Annotated in this window: 14 protein-coding genes; 12 read left to right on the forward strand and 2 right to left on the reverse strand. The window is 70.9% G+C overall.

Annotated elements, in window-relative coordinates; all coding sequences use genetic code 11:
• Position 1: 1 nt before the first annotated feature.
• From AC2XR2_RS41530 to AC2XR2_RS41555, 6 genes are read left to right on the forward strand one after another with little or no spacing between them, the layout of a single operon-like run.
• Positions 2 to 1,276 (forward strand): ATP-grasp domain-containing protein, encoded by a 1,275-nt coding sequence (locus AC2XR2_RS41530; RefSeq protein WP_491517964.1) that lies wholly within the window; start codon positions 2 to 4, stop codon positions 1,274 to 1,276.
• Positions 1,269 to 2,549: an ATP-grasp domain-containing protein gene (locus tag AC2XR2_RS41535; RefSeq protein ID WP_449349844.1), complete on the forward strand. Its 1,281-nt coding sequence runs from the start codon at positions 1,269 to 1,271 to the stop codon at positions 2,547 to 2,549. The genes AC2XR2_RS41530 and AC2XR2_RS41535 overlap by 8 nt, the downstream gene beginning before the upstream one ends.
• Positions 2,546 to 3,655 carry an LLM class flavin-dependent oxidoreductase gene (locus AC2XR2_RS41540; protein WP_449349843.1) on the forward strand — a complete coding sequence of 370 codons (1,110 nt, stop codon included), beginning with the start codon at positions 2,546 to 2,548 and terminating at the stop codon, positions 3,653 to 3,655. The genes AC2XR2_RS41535 and AC2XR2_RS41540 overlap by 4 nt, the downstream gene beginning before the upstream one ends.
• The gene (locus AC2XR2_RS41545; protein ID WP_491517965.1) at positions 3,655 to 4,944 is read left to right on the forward strand and encodes an MFS transporter; all 1,290 of its coding nucleotides are present in this window, start codon (positions 3,655 to 3,657) and stop codon (positions 4,942 to 4,944) included. Before AC2XR2_RS41540 ends, AC2XR2_RS41545 begins: the two co-directional genes overlap by 1 nt.
• A complete protein-coding gene (locus AC2XR2_RS41550; protein ID WP_381298256.1) occupies positions 4,941 to 5,477 on the forward strand; it encodes a flavin reductase family protein in 537 nt (178 codons plus the stop codon). Before AC2XR2_RS41545 ends, AC2XR2_RS41550 begins: the two co-directional genes overlap by 4 nt.
• A complete protein-coding gene (locus AC2XR2_RS41555; protein WP_381298258.1) occupies positions 5,474 to 6,463 on the forward strand; it encodes a 2-hydroxyacid dehydrogenase in 990 nt (329 codons plus the stop codon). The genes AC2XR2_RS41550 and AC2XR2_RS41555 overlap by 4 nt, the downstream gene beginning before the upstream one ends.
• 45 nt (positions 6,464 to 6,508) lie before the next feature.
• Here the strand turns inward: AC2XR2_RS41555 and AC2XR2_RS41560 are convergent, their stop codons facing one another.
• The gene (locus tag AC2XR2_RS41560) at positions 6,509 to 7,078 is read right to left on the reverse strand and encodes a 3'-5' exonuclease (RefSeq protein WP_491517966.1); all 570 of its coding nucleotides are present in this window, start codon (positions 7,076 to 7,078) and stop codon (positions 6,509 to 6,511) included.
• Positions 7,079 to 7,340: 262 nt separating this feature from the next.
• On the opposite strand from AC2XR2_RS41560, the gene AC2XR2_RS41565 reads away from it, so the two are divergent.
• Positions 7,341 to 9,389 (forward strand): DUF1996 domain-containing protein, encoded by a 2,049-nt coding sequence (locus tag AC2XR2_RS41565; RefSeq protein ID WP_491518593.1) that lies wholly within the window; start codon positions 7,341 to 7,343, stop codon positions 9,387 to 9,389.
• 260 nt (positions 9,390 to 9,649) lie between these two features.
• Positions 9,650 to 10,816 (forward strand): serine hydrolase domain-containing protein, encoded by a 1,167-nt coding sequence (locus AC2XR2_RS41570; RefSeq protein WP_491517967.1) that lies wholly within the window; start codon positions 9,650 to 9,652, stop codon positions 10,814 to 10,816.
• Positions 10,817 to 10,850: 34 nt separating this feature from the next.
• On the opposite strand, the gene AC2XR2_RS41575 is transcribed toward AC2XR2_RS41570, so the two are convergent.
• Positions 10,851 to 11,777: a GNAT family N-acetyltransferase gene (locus AC2XR2_RS41575; RefSeq protein WP_491517968.1), complete on the reverse strand. Its 927-nt coding sequence runs from the start codon at positions 11,775 to 11,777 to the stop codon at positions 10,851 to 10,853.
• A gap of 440 nt (positions 11,778 to 12,217) precedes the next feature.
• On the opposite strand from AC2XR2_RS41575, the gene AC2XR2_RS41580 reads away from it, so the two are divergent.
• The 4 genes from AC2XR2_RS41580 to AC2XR2_RS41595 are packed head-to-tail and all read left to right on the forward strand — an operon-like array spanning position 12,218 to position 14,757.
• A complete protein-coding gene (locus AC2XR2_RS41580) occupies positions 12,218 to 13,405 on the forward strand; it encodes an ATP-binding protein (RefSeq protein WP_491517969.1) in 1,188 nt (395 codons plus the stop codon).
• Positions 13,402 to 13,803 carry a roadblock/LC7 domain-containing protein gene (locus AC2XR2_RS41585; protein WP_330262407.1) on the forward strand — a complete coding sequence of 134 codons (402 nt, stop codon included), beginning with the start codon at positions 13,402 to 13,404 and terminating at the stop codon, positions 13,801 to 13,803. The genes AC2XR2_RS41580 and AC2XR2_RS41585 overlap by 4 nt, the downstream gene beginning before the upstream one ends.
• Positions 13,800 to 14,177, forward strand: a complete 378-nt coding sequence (locus tag AC2XR2_RS41590; RefSeq protein ID WP_123765658.1) for a DUF742 domain-containing protein — start codon at positions 13,800 to 13,802, stop codon at positions 14,175 to 14,177. The genes AC2XR2_RS41585 and AC2XR2_RS41590 overlap by 4 nt, the downstream gene beginning before the upstream one ends.
• Positions 14,149 to 14,757, forward strand: coding sequence for a GTP-binding protein (locus AC2XR2_RS41595; protein WP_037713890.1), 609 nt, complete (start codon positions 14,149 to 14,151; stop codon positions 14,755 to 14,757). Before AC2XR2_RS41590 ends, AC2XR2_RS41595 begins: the two co-directional genes overlap by 29 nt.
• The last annotated feature ends 14 nt before the right edge of the window (positions 14,758 to 14,771 follow it).

Raw genomic sequence — 14,771 nt, forward strand, 5'->3', positions numbered from 1 at the left:
CATGACGACCGACCTCCGCGACGCGCGACCCGGCCGGCTGCTGGTGGTCGAGCCGGTCTCGTCCGGGACGGCGTTGCTGAGCGCCGCCCGGGACCTGGGGCTCGAGACCGTGGTCGCGTCCTTCGACGCCGACGACCGCCGGCTTCCCGACCGGGTCCGGCAGGACATCGACACCCTGGTCACCGTCGACACCAACGACGAGACCGCCCTCACGCGGGCCGCGATCCGGCTCCACGAGGACGGCGGCCTGCTCGGTGTCCTGCCGGGCTTCGAGTTCTTCGTCCCCGCGGTCGCCCGGCTCGCCGCCCGCCTGGGGCTGGCCGGAGTCGCGGAGGACTCGGTCGAGCAGGTCCGCGACAAGAGCGCGATGCGGCGGCGCGTCGAGGCCAGCGGACTCCGGGTGCCCCGGTGGGCCGCGGCCTCGTCCGCCGCCGAACTCGACGCCGCCGCCGACCACGTGGGCTTTCCCTGCGTGCTCAAACCCACCGACTCGGCCGGCAGCGTCCACGTCAGCCGCGCCGACACCCGCGCCGAACTCCACCGGGCGTACCGCCTCCTGGCCGCGGACTCCCGCCCGGACCTCGGGCGCCGACTCGACGGCCGGGTGCTGGTGGAGGAGTACATCGACGGGCCCGAGGTGTCCGTGGAGGGCTGCGTCAGCGCCGACGGCGAAGTGGCCATCGTGGCCGTCACCCGCAAACTCCTCGGTCCCGAACCGTACTTCGTGGAGCTGGGCCACATCGTCCAGGCCGGACTGAGCACCACCGAACGGGACGCCGTCGAGGCGTACGTGACCCGGGCGGTCGCCGCACTCGGCGTACGGGTCGGGCCGTTCCACTGCGAACTGCGGCTGCCCGGTGGCGAACCCGTCCTCATCGAACTCGGCGCCCGCATGGGCGGCGACCACATACCCGACCTGGTCCGGCTGGCGACCGGTGTGTCCCTGCCCCACCTCGCGGTGGCCGCGCACACAGGTCTGCCCCTGGACCCGACCCGACTGACGACCGGTGTCCCGACGGCGCCGCACGCCAAGCACGCCGCCATCCGCTTCTTCACCGCGCCCGGGCTCTCCCGCTACCGCACGGTCTCGGGCCTCGCGGACCTGAAGGCCCGGCCCGAGGTGCTGGAGGTCGAGCTGTACCTGGCGCCGGGCGAGCCGATAGCGCCCGCGCACGACTTCCGCTGCCGGATCGGGCACGTCGTCCACACCACCGACTCGTACGCCGACGCCGTCGAGTTCGGGCACCTCATAGACCGTGGAGTGAGCTTTGAGTAACGCCGCATCCCTGCCCGCGTCCGATCCCCTGCCGCTGCTCCTGGTCATCAACCGGTACGACGACGAGTTCGGCGAGTACCACCGCTTCGTCCCGGACGGCACCCACCGGCTGGCCTACCTCACCACCGAGGACGGGCTGCCGCCGCTGGACCGCGACACGGCCGTGGCGACCGTCGTCGTACCCGACCTGGCGTACGACACCCTGCTGCCGCACGCCCGGAGCATCGCCGAGGAGCACGGACCGCTCGCCGGCATCGTCGGCGTCTCCGAGTTCGACCTGCTCACCGCCGCCGAACTGCGCGCCGCCCTCGGCGTCCCCGGCTGGAGCACCGCCTACGTCACCCGCTTCCGCGACAAGACCGTCATGAAGCGCTGGATCGGCTACGCGGGCATCCGCGTCCCCCGGTACCTCGGGCTGGGCGCCGACGCCACCGCCGACACCGTCCTGGCTCCCGATACCGGACTGGGCCTGCCGCTGATCCTCAAGCCCCGCGACGGCGCCGCCTCCAAGGGAGTCAGGCTCGTGCGCGACGAGGGGGAACTCGCTGCCGCACTGCGGGACATCGGTCCCGCGGCCCTGGAGGGATACGAGGCTGAGGAGTACGTCGAGGGCCGGATCCACCACGTGGACGGCATCCGCAGCGGCGGCCGGTTCCACTTCGTCACCGTCTCGGAGTACGTGAACACCTGCCTGGACTTCAACGGCGGCACCCCCCTCGGCTCCGTGCTCCTCGACCGCGGCCCGCTCCGCGAGCAGCTCACCGGTTTCGCCGCCGACTGCCTGGACGCCCTGGAGCTGTGGGACGGTCCCTTCCACCTGGAGCTGATCCTCACCGGGACCGGTGAACCGGTCTTCCTGGAGGTCGGCCTGCGTCCCGGCGGCGCCGGCGTGCCCTTCCTGCACCGCGACCTGTTCGGCATCGACCTGTACTGCGAGGCCGTCCGCACCACGATCGGGCTGCCACCCCTCACCGACGAGGCCGTGCTGCGCGGCACCGAGGCGGCCGGCGGATGGCTCGTCTTCCCCGAGCCCCACCCCCTTCCGGCCCGGGTCACCACCCGCGACTCCCTGGTCGGCGTGGTCCCCGAGGTGTACGCCGAGGCGCTGCCCGAGAGCGGCCACGTGTTCGACGGCGACGGCGGCTACGACCACGCCGGCGGCCGCTTCCTGCTCCGCGGCACGAGCCAGGCCGCCGTACGCAGGGCCGTCCAGGAGGCCATCGTCCGCTACCGGCTGGTGGCCGAGCCCGTCGCGGTGGAGGTCGGCGCGTGAGCGAGCTGCGCTTCCACTGGGGCTCCGCGCTGGACGACGGCCAGGAGAAGACCGCCCAGAAGTACGCCTCCGAGGTCCTGGACCTCGACGGTGCCATCGACTTCACCCGGGAGGCCGACGAACTCGGGGTCGACTCCCTGCTGATGGCACAGAGCTTCGACCTGCCGGATCCGCTGCCGATCATCGGCACCTTCATGCGCGAGACCCGGCGGCTGAAGTTCATCCTGGCCTACCGGCCCGGTCTGCTCTCACCGACCCTGTTCACCCAGGTCGTCAACACGCTGTCCTGGATGTCCGGCGGCCGCGTCTCGCTCAACATGATCGCCGGTATCTCCCCGGCCGAGCAGGCGTACTACGGGGACTTCCTGCCGCACGACGAACGCTACGCCCGTGCCGCGGAGTTCCTGGATATCGCCCACCGCTTCTGGCGCGACCCGGCCACCCCCTTCGACTACGAAGGCGCCCACTACCGGGTGCGGCAGGCGCAGTTGGGCCTCGGCTTCCACGGCGGGGGCCGACCCGAGATCTACGTCAGCGGTGCCTCGGCCGTGGCCCAGGCCAACGCCGTCCGCTACGGGGACTGCTGGTTCCGGTACGCCGACGTCCCCTCCGCGATCGCGCGGTCCGCCGAGCCCGTCCTCGCGCAGGGCTGCCGGGTCGGCCTGCGGATGCAGGTGCTGGCCCGCGAGACCCGCGAGGAGGCCCTGGCCGACCTGGCCGCGGTCGTCGCGGGTGGCGACGAGAAGCATCGGGAGTGGGTCGCCGAGTTCGTGGAGCAGGGCGACTCCCAGGCCGTGAAGAACTCCTTCCGGCTGGCCGAGGAGGCCGGTCACGGCTGGCTCGACCCGGTGCTGTACTCGGGTGTCGTCGCCTACCGGGGCGGCCCCGCACTGTGCCTGACGGGCAGTTACGAGGAGGTCGCCGAGGCACTCCTCGCGTACAAGGCCGCGGGCGTCGGCGAGTTCATCCTCTCCGGCTGGCCCGCCCGCGACGAGATGCGGCGCTTCTTCACCCGGGTCCTGCCGCTGGTGCGCGCCCTCGAACGGCGCGAGGAGCACGATCAGCGGGAGCCGGCCGGGTCCGTGCCGGAAGGGCAGACGGTCTGATGGCAGGCGAACGGGCCCGGCGCACGCTCTTCTCGGGCGGCGTCCTGATCGGGCTCATGGCACAGCAGATCGTGCTGTTCGCCGTACCGCTGATCATCTACCGGGAGACCGGCGGGGTCGCGGCACTGGGGCTGGCCTACGCCCTGGAATGGCTGCCGAACCTGGTGGCCTACCCCTTCGCCGGGGTGCTCGCCGACCGTGACGGCGGGGTCCGGCTGTTCTCCCGGGCGAACCTCGCCCGGGCCGTCCTGCTCGGTGCCGCCGTGCTGCTCTGCCTGACCCTGCCCGGCTGGTCCACACCCGTGCTGCTGGTCAACGGCGCCCTGCTCTCCACGCTGATGGCGGGTGTCCACATGTCCGTGGAGAAGGTCGTCCCGCAGATCGCGGAGGGCGAGAACCTGGTGAGGACGCAGTCCCTGGTGCAGAACATGGAACTGCTCGCCATGGCGCTGGGTCCGGGCCTGGCGGTGGTCGCCGTCCTCGCCCTGGGCAAGGTGGGGCTGCTGGGCCTGGCCGGCGCCATGTTCGCCACCGCCGCGGCCTGCTGGCTGCCGCTGCCCCGGCACCGACCCGAACCGGCCGTGCGAGCGGATGCCTCGGCCTCGGGTGCCCTACGGGACTCCGTCGCCGAGATCCGGCAGGGCTGGCGGCTGCTGGTCGGCAACCGGCCCGTGCTGACGCTCGCCGGCTTCAACTTCCTGATCAACCTGGTGGCTTCGGTGGCACTGGCCACCAACGTCGCCGTCGTCACCGGTGTGTTCAAGGCTCCCGAGTCGACCTTCGCGCTGCTCAACACCTGCGTCGGCGTGATGGGCCTGGTCAACCTCCTGATCATCCCGCTGCTGCTGCGCCGGTTCCAGGTCAGCGCGTTGGGCGTGATCGGCTTCACCGGACTGTGCGGCGCGCTGCTGCTCCTCGGGTTCGCGTCGTCGCTCACCGCCTACGCGGTGGCGTTCGTCGGGATGTGGGTGGCCGCCGCGTACTTCAACGTCTACAACCGCACCCAGCGGGTGAAGGCGATCCCCCGTGAGCACCTGGGCAAGGTCACGGGCTCCTTCTTCATCATCAACGACCTGTCCTTCCCGCTCGCCGGAGCGGTCGTGGCGATCGCCGGCGACTCGATCGGGCCGCAGCGGCTCACCGCCGTACTGACCCTGCCCCTGGCGCTGTTCGGGGCGGTGTTCCTGCCGCTCACCATCCGTGGCTTCCGACGGGCCCTGGCCGACCGCCCCACCGGTGCGGAGCAGACGACGGCCGCCGTCACGGCCCTGACGGGAGGGCAGCCGTGAGCGCCCCGGCCCGTCACCCGGCGGCACCGCTGGACGCCGGCACGTTCCGCGAGGCCATGTCCCGGCTGGCCACGGCGGTGTCCATCGTCACCACCACCGACGGCCACGGGCGGCGCTGGGGCTTCACCGCGGGCTCCGTCGTCTCCGTCTCGCTCGATCCGCCGCTGCTGCTGGTGGGCGTCGACAACGGATCCAGCTGTCTGGACGCCATGACCGGGTCCCACGAATTCGCCGTCAACGTCCTCGGGGAGCGGCACCGCGACCTCGCCGCGCTCTTCGCCCGGTCCGGCGCCGACCGCTTCGACGGCACGGGCGCGCACGCGTTCGGGCCCTGGCCCGGCTCCCAGGACGGCCCACCGCTGCTGACGGGCGCCAACGCCGCCTACCGCTGCACCACGGTCGACAGCGTGCCGGCCGGCGACCACCACCTCGTCATCGGCCGGCTGACCGGTCTCGTCACCCGCGAACAGGCCGAGCCGCCCCTCGTCTGGTACCGCAGAGCCTTCGTCACCACGGGAGAACCCCAGCAGTGAACACCTCCGCCCGCGGCCGGCGCCGTGTCGTCATCACCGGCGCCCCCTTCCCCGAGCCCTCGGTCCGTGCGCTCGACGAGGCCGGCTTCGAGGTCACCGCGGCCCCCGGCGATCTCGACGAGGAAGGGGTGATCAAGGCTCTCGAAGGTGCCTGGGGGTACGTCCTCGGCGGCAGCGAGCGGCTGTCCGCCGAGGCGTGGGACCGGCTGCCGGACCTGTCCGTCGCGTGTTTCCTCGGCACCGGCTACGGCTCCTTCATGGAACTGCCGGCGCATCCCTCGCCCGTCCGCTTCGCCAACACCCCGCACGCCAACGCGGTCGCGGTCGCCGAGATGTCCCTCGCCCACATCCTCGACCTCGTCCGGGCCGTGACCCGCACCGGTACCGAGGTCGCCGCCGGGCAGTGGAGCGAGCGGGCCACCCCCTCCCTGGCCGGGGCGCGCTTGGGCATCGCCGGCATGGGACACATCGGCCGCGAACTGGCCCGGATGACGCACGCCGCCTTCGGCACCGAGATCCTCTACTGGAACCGGACGCCCAGGCCGGAACTGGCGGCGCTGCCCTACCGGGCGGTCGGCTCGCTCCTCGACCTGTTCCACTCGGCCGACGTGGTGAGCCTCAACTTCGCCCACGAGCCCGGCGTGAACGACGGGGTCGTCACCGCCGAGCATCTGGATGCGCTGGGCCCCTCGGGCTACCTCGTCAACTGCTCGCGCGCCGAACTGGTCGACCCGGCCGCCCTGCGGTCCGCGCTGGCCGGCGGCACCATCGCGGGCGCGTCCATCGACGGCTACTACACCGAGCCCACCCCGGCCCCCGCCGACGACCCGCACGGCCTGCTCGCCCTCGCCCCGACCCGTCTGCTCGTCACACCGCACAGCGCCTTCCACAGCACACAGGCGATGGCCCGGATGGCCGAGATGGCGGTGGAGAACCTGCTGGCCGTGCACCGCGGCGAGGCACCGCCGTACGCCGTGTCCGGGTGACCGGCCGCCACGCGGTGCTCTCCTCGCCGCACTGAGGAGGGGGGACTAGGACCGGGGCCAGCCGTTCCGCTTCGCGAGGTGCAGGACGAGGGCCGCGATGTTCCAGGCGTCGTCCTCGCCGCGGTGGTGGCGGCCTTCGAGCGGCAGGCCGGCGATGGTGAGGGCCTGGGCCATGCCGGGGCGCTTGCGCAGGCCGTGGACCTCGGTGAAGACCGCCTTGGCGTTGGTGTGACGGCGGCCGAAGGGGTACGGCGTCCTCGCGGCCCCGCACTGCCGGGTGAACTGGAGGCGGTCGTAGTCGCCCCAACTCGCCCAGGGACGCGCACCGGAGGCGTGCTCGGCGGCCAACACCCGGCAGGCCTCACCGAACGGCAGGCCCCGGTTCACCTCTTGCTGGGTGATACCGGTCAACTCCGTGCAGAAGGTGCTGACGTCGGACCGGACGGGCCGGACCATGATGCGGTGCCGCGCCACCCGCTCGGCCGTCGACAGGTCCACGACGGTGAGCCCGATCTCGATGATCTCGCTGACCGAGCCCGGGGGAGGGGAACCGGGCCAGCACGTGGCTTCGATGTCCACCACGTTCAGGAGCCGGTCGGTGTCCGTGCCGTTCATGGGCAGACCGTAAGGGCGCAGACAGGTGCGAGTCATCTCGATTTCCCTGCACAGAGGTTCGAGAGGGATGGTGGAAGCCGGTGTTCCGTATGAGAGTGCTGTGAATTTCCGATGCGCTTGAACACCGGGGGCCCTCCGTCCGTATGAGGCGGGGGACTTGCATGCCCGGAGAGCCGAGACGCGCAGGAGTATTTCCGTGGGACGCAGTAATCGCAGACGACCGACCGGCGCACGACGTGCGACCTTCGCCGCAGTGGCCCTGATGCTCGGGGGTGGTGGCCTGGTCGCGGCGAACGTGTACGCCTCCGCCACGGAGAGCGGCACGCCGCAGCAGACGTCGTGGGGAGCCGTCACGATCGACTGCCCGGACGTGGGCGACGCGCTGACCAGCGTGCCCGACGGGGCGCGGGCGGACGTCGACAAGGAACTCGCCCAGCTGGACCAGCAGATAGCCGAGGCCTACCAGCAGCTCCAGGACCCGTCGGTGCAGGACCGCGACGCCGCCCAGAGCCGCATCGTCGACCCGCTCCAGGAGAACCGCGCCGCGACCATCGAGCGCATCACCGCCGCCCTCCAGAACGCGGGCGCACAGCCCGAGGGCCTCGGCGACAAGGCCGGCTGCACCCTGCGCCAGACCGAGAACCAGAACGGCGACGGTCAGGACCAGCAGCAGGGCGACGGCCAGAACCAGGACGGCCAGGGCGACGACCAGCAGGGCGACGGTCAGGACCAGGGCGGTCAGGGTGACGGCCAGGACCAGGGCGGCCAGCAGCAGGGCAACGGCGGGCAGGCCGGCAACGGCCCCGTGGCCGCCGACTACGCCGACATCAACAGCGCCCCACCCGCCGCACAGGCGCCGCCGGCTCAGGGCGACGCCTCCCGCGGCACCTTCGTCACCAGCTGCGGTGTCAACGCGAACGGCCTGTTCAACTCGGACAACGTCATCGTGGCCCCGGGTGTCTCCAACGGCGCCCACCACTTCCACGACTACATCGGCAACCAGTCCAACACCGCCTTCGCGAGCGATGAGGACCTGGCGAACGCCGAGACGAGCTGTGTCGACCAGGGCGACAAGTCCACGTACTACTGGCCGGTGATCCGGCTCCAGAACGGCACGCAGGAGCAGGACGCCAACAAGCCGGGCGGTGGCATCGAGGGCAACGCCGGTGAGATCGTCACCCCCAAGGAGGTGACCCTGACGTTCGTGGGCAACCCGCGCAGCAAGGTCACCGCGATGCCGCGGCTGCTGCGCATCATCACCGGTGACGCCAAGGCCTTCGTCAACGGCACCGCCAACGCCAACGCGTCCTGGAGCTGCACCGGGTTCGAGGACCGCCAGCTGAAGGACAAGTACCCGCTGTGCCCGCAGGGCAGTGACGTGGTGCGCACCTTCAAGTTCCAGAGCTGCTGGGACGGCCGCAACATCGACAGCGCCAACCACCGCACCCACGTGGCGTTCGCCCAGAACGACGGCACCTGCCCGAACGGCTTCCAGGCCATCCCGCAGCTGGTCCAGCGGATCGTCTACGACGTCGACGCGCCGAGCCTGAACGACGGCGGCCGCACGACCCCGCTGTTCGCGGTCGACTCCTTCCCGGAGCAGCTGCACAAGGCCGTCACCGACCACGGCGACTTCATCAACGTCTTCGACGAGGACCTGATGAACGAGATGGTCGGCTGCATCAACGACGGCCGCCAGTGCGGCGCCGGCACCGGACAGGACGACCCGGGCAACGGCGGCGACAACGGCAACGGCGGAGACAACGGCGGGAACGGCAACGGGGGTGACAACGGCGGCGGCCAGAACGGCGGCGGCCAGAACGGCGGCGGCGGCCAGAACGGCGGCGACGACGGCAACAGCGCCGACCCCGACCCCGGCAACAGCAACGACCCCGGCAACGGTGGCGACAACGGCAACGGTGCCGAGGAGAACCCCGGAAACGGCGACGACCCCCAGCAGCAGCCGACCCCGACCGCCGAAGCCCCCGCCGGTGACGCGTCGACGGCCCCCGCCGACGACCAGCCGAAGACCTACAGCTCACCCACCGCCCACAGCACGACGGCACCCGACACCGGGAACGTCAACGGCAACGGGAACGGCGACGAGCAGGCAAACCAGCCGAACCCCCAGGACAACACCACGACGACTGCCCCGGAAGCAGTCGCCCAGCCCCCCGTCGCCGCTGAGCCCCAGGGCAACCAGGGCAGTCTCGCCGAGACCGGCACCAAGCTGTGGCCGGCCGCACTCGGTGCGATCCTCCTGATCTCCGGCTTCGTTCTCCTACGACGCACCAGCCGCCGCTCGATCTGACACCGACCGGCACAAGCATGAAGCGGGGGGTGGCGGTTGTCCGCCACCCCCGCTTCACACTCATAATCGGCGTCCTCGGAGAGGCCGGTGTACCCACCAACTAAGCCGGACAAACGTCACTGCTGATCTCGGCGGGACGAATTCACGGCAGCGCTCGGCGCCCGCGTCCACTCGTCCGTATGCAGCAGTAAGGGAAGCACGGGGGCACGACTCACAGTGAGGCTGGACGGACCATGACGTCCGTCCCCCCCGGAGCCCCCATGTCTCTACGCCGATCCCGCCTGCGAGCCGGGTCCGTCCTCGCGGTCTGCCTCGCCGCGCTGGCCCCCGCGACAGCCGGTGCCGCCGCCGACCCGGACGGCCGGCAGGCCCTGCAGCGTCAGCTCGAGGAGTTCGTGCGGAGCCCCGGCGGACCGCCGGGAGCCATCGCCGTCCTGCGCACCGAGGAGGGCACGCGCGTCGTGCGCGCCGGTGTCGCCGACATCCGCACGGGCCGCCCGCCCCGGCCCGACGACCACATGCGCATCGCCAGCACGGCCAAGGCCTTCAGCGGGGCGGTGGCCCTGACGCTGGTCCACCACCGCGTCCTGCGTCTCGACGACACCCTGCGCAAGCGGCTTCCCCAACTCCCCGATGCCTGGGGTGAGGTGACGCTCCGTCAACTCCTGAACCACACCAGCGGTCTGCCCGACTACTCCCGCAGCGCCGGGTTCCTCGACGAGCTGCGCGCCGACCCGCGCCACCGGTTCGACTCCCGGCGCCTGCTCGACTACGTGGCCGACCAGCCCCTGCTCTTCGCGCCGGGCAGCGAGTACCGCTACTCGAACTCGGACAACATCGCCGTGGCACTCATGGCGGAGGCGGCGACCCGGACGCCGTACGAAGAGCTTCTGCGCAGACTGGTCTACCGGCCGCTCGGCCTCCACTCGACCAGCCTCCCGCAGGGCTACCGGATGCCGAAGCCGTATCTGCACGGCTACGACGTGGAGCCGCCCGCGCCCCCGGAGGACGTCAGTGAGGTCATCGGCATGTCGGGCGTCTGGGCCTCCGGAGGCATCGTCTCCACGCCCGCCGACATGACCCGTTTCATCCGCGGCTACGCGAGCGGGCGGCTCTACGGCAGGAAGGTCGTCGAGCAGCAGCGCCGGTGGATCGAGGGTGCCGCCTCCGAGCCCGCAGGGCCGGGCCGCAACTCCGCGGGTCTGGCCGTCTTCCGGTACCAGACGCGCTGTGGTGTCGTGCTGGGCCACACCGGCAACACGCTGGGCTATACGCAGTTGATCGCGGCCACCCCCGACGGCCGCCGTTCGCTGACGTTCTCGGTCACGTCACAGATCACCGAGTCCACCGGTGGCGAGCGGCTGCAAAGAATGCGCGCTCTGCAGGAGAACTTCGTCTGTGCATTGCTGCGAAGCAAGGGGGAATAGCGGTCCCCGGCGGCCGTAGAAAATCGTTGGGAATTCAACTCACCATGATTTCCCAGGTGTCGACGGCGTAATGGACCGACATTCCGTTGCGCGCGTACAACTCGGGGGCGCCGGTGGCGTTTTCGGTGTCCACGCCGAGGCCCACCGAGGTGCGCCCCCGGGCCGCGAAGGCGGCGAACGCCTGGCGCAGCAGGATTCCGCCGAGGCCCCGGCCGCGGGCCTCGCGGACGAGGCCGAGACTGCGGATCCAGCCCATGGCCTCGCGGTCGTCGCGGGCGATCAGGAAGCCGGCGTCCCCGAGGTCCTCGGCGGAGACGAGCCACACCAGGGACCAGTCGAGCCGGTCGGTCTGGATGTCGTGCAGCCACTGCTCGTACGAACGGGGCTGGAAGTCGAAGTGCTCGGCGAAGGAGGTCTGGTGAAGGGCGTGGACCTGCTTCCGGTCCGCCTCGTCCACGCACGGCCGCACCCGCACGCCGGCCGGCGGCTCGGGCGGCAGGTCCGTGTCCGCCCGCAGCGCCCGCTCCAGTACGTGATAGCGCCGGACGACCGTCCAGCCGCGGGCCCGTATCCGGGTGAGGTCGGTCGTGGGCGCCGAGTTGAGATGCAGATGGACCACGGCCTTCGAGGCGCCGTTGGCCCGCGCCTTCTCCAGTGACCTGGCCTCCAGCGCCTCCAGGAGCAGCTCACCGGCCTCTTGGTGGTCGGGCAGCACGTAGTGGTCGGCGTCGATGCGCTCACCCTGCGACTCGTCCCACACCAGGGCGTACGCCACCAGCCGTGTGCCGTCGAAGGCCAGCCAGGAGTCGTGGTCCAGGTCGACCTCGGGGTGCTTGAGGTCGGCCTCCACCGTGTGCAGATCGGTCTCGGGCCGCCCGATCTCGATGCGGTCGATCTCGTTCAGCAGGCCGGTGACGGCCGGCGCGTCGGTGAGCGCGGCAGCGCGCAGGAGATAGGGCATGGGCCAAGGGTCCGGACCGGACCCGGTGGCCGCAAACGAGTTTTGCCACCAGGAGGGGGAAAACGTTCCCACGCCCTTGGTAGGCTGCCCCGCGTTGATCATGAACGAGTGGCCGGAACAGGGGATCCCAGGCGGGCGGGACGCGGACCCGCCACCCGGCCCCGCGCGGCGATGAGGTCTTGCTGCGGGACATTTGTGGAGAGTCGTCAAGTGTGGTGCCTGGTACGCCTGTTGACACCGTGACAACTGATAAGATCATTGTACTTTTCAGTAGGCTGATGACGCGTCATACGCGCGTACGGGGGACAGCCACAACGGCCCCATCGTGAAGGAGTGACGGTTGGTCCGCCGGCAAGGTCCGCCACCCCAGGGTGACGGGCGTTCCCGGGGGTCTCATGCACGGTCAGTCTCCCGACGCGAGGCGACTTGAAGAGAGTCTCATGACGTCATTGTTCGAAGATCCACTCCTGTGGGTCCTGCTCGTGGTACTCATCGCTGCGATTTTCGCAGTGATGCGCGCACGGAGAACCAACATCCAGCTCCGCGCGAACAACAACAAACTGCACGGCGACATGGCGAGCGTGCGAGGCCAGCTCGCCGAGCTCCAGACGACCTACTCGTCGGTGAGCGCACGGCACGCCGCGGATCTGGAAGAGGTGCGCAAGGACGCCGAGTCCGCGACCAAGGCGACCCTGAAGTCGGCCGTCGGCACCCTGGCCACCCTCGCCGAGGAGCAGCTGTCCCTGCTCGACGGCCTCCAGCAGAAGTACGGCGACGACCACGCGGTCCTCGCCGACCTGATGCTGGTCGACCACACGGGCAGCCAGTTCAGCCGCCGTACCAAGGGCATCTCGGTGCTCTGCGGCGGCTGGCTCGGACGGCGTGACCGGGACGCCTCGGTCTACGACGTCGCCCGCAGCGCCCAGGGACGCATCCGTGACTTCGAGCGGGTCAACGTCCACTCCCAGGCCAGCGTCGCCATCACCAGCCGCGCGGTCGAACCCGTCGCCATGGTCCTGGCCGAACTGCTGGACAACGCCACCAAGTACAGCGCCCCCGGCACCCCCGTCGAGATCAACATCCAGGCCGTCCCCACCGGGATCTGCCTGATCGTCGACGACGCCGGTCTCGGCATGGACCAGGAGACCAAGGCCCGTGCCGCGTCCCTGCTGACGGCGGGCGGGGCCGTGGACATCACGAGCCTCGGCGACCCGCCCAAGTTCGGCTTCGCCCTGTCCGGCAAGCTCGCCGCCCACTACGGCTTCCACGTCTCCGTCGACGCGGTCTCGCCGTACGGCGGTGTACGGGCCGTGATCCGGGTGCCCGAGAACCTTCTGACGGCGGACGTGCCCGCACCCGCACCCGTCGTGCTCGACCAGTTCGAGGACGAGCCGGCGGCGGCCAAGCCGTCCCCGGTGGCCTCCCTCGTCGTCGGACAGACGGCCGGCGGCCTCCCCAAACGCCGTCGGCGCCGCAACGGCGCCGTCTCCGTGGTGGCCACGCCCAGCGCGGAGGTGCCCGACCTGGACGCGGCCGGTGAGGAGACCGCCTCGCGGCTCAAGGCATTCGCTCGCGGAACCCTGCTCGGGCGGGACTCAGACAACACGGAAGGACCTCAGAACCAGTGAATCCCGACCTGTCGTGGGTGTTGAACGACGTGCTCGAGGTGCGTGGGGCCCGTCACGCCATCCTCGTCTCGGCGGACGGCCTGCTGATGCAGCGGTCCGACGGCATCGTCCGTGACGACGCCGAACGCAACGCCGCCGCGATGAGCTCCCTGCAGTCCCTGTGCCGCAGCGTCGCCCCGTTCGTCGGCGGCGGCAAGGGCCTGTGGAAGCAGACCCTGATCGAGTTCGACGGCGGCTGGATCTTCCTCATCGCCGGGGGCAGCGGCTCCTACCTCGCCGTCTCCACCGCCCTGGACGTCGACATGGAGGCCATGTCCATCCGGATGCAGAAGACGGTGGGCGCGCTGACCAAGGCGATGAGCGCCGTTCCGCGCCAGAACACCGGCGTAGACGCATGACCTGGCCAGGCGAGGACGCTCCGGTAACCAGCGACTTCGTCCGCTCCTACGTCATCACCGGCGGCCGTCGTCTCCCCTCCGACGACGACCTGGCCCTGCACACGCTGGTGTGCATCGCACCCGAGCGGACCCTGCCGCTGGGCGCCGGCCCCGAGGTGCGGGCGATCTGGGAGCTCTGTTCGGGCGGCTACCTGTCGGTCGCCGAGGTCGCCGGGCACCTGGGACTGCCCGTCGGCGTGGCCCGACTCCTGCTGTCCGATTTATTCGAGCAGGGGCACCTCCTGCGCCGCGCTGAACCGGCCCCCGCCCAGCACGTTCCCCGAGCGATACTCGAGAAGGTTCTGCATGGACTCGAAACCCTCAACATCGGCTGACCCCGGGGCGAACGGCTCCATCTACGTCTCCGCCGATGTGACCACCGCCGCGAAGATCCTGGTGGTCGGACACTTCGCCGTGGGCAAGACGACCTTCATCGGGTCGCTGTCGGAGATCACTCCGCTGCGCACCGAGGAGAAGATGACCCAGGCGTCCATGCACGTCGACGACCTGCGCGGGGCCCCGGACAAGGCGACCACCACCGTGGCGCTGGACTTCGGCCGGCTGACCCTGAGCGACGAGCTGGTGCTGTACCTGTTCGGCACCCCCGGACAGCAGCGCTTCATGCAGCTGTGGGAGGACATGGCCCGCGGCGCGCTCGGCGCCCTGCTCCTGGTCGACCCCTCACGGCTGGAGGAGACGTTCCCGGTCATCGACCTGATCGACGAGTACGGCCTCGAGTACGCGATCGCGGTCAACACCTTCTCGCAGACCAGCCACTTCGAGGAGGAGGAGATCCGGGAGGCCCTCGACCTGCTCCCGGACACCCCCGTCATCTACTGCGACGCACGCGACCAGCGGTCCTCCGCCCGGGCCCTGATCGCCCTCGTACGCCACCTGCTCGACCGCGCCGCCTGAACCACCGCCCCCCG

The organism is Streptomyces sp. LS-MS-L19 (genome assembly GCF_058382285.1).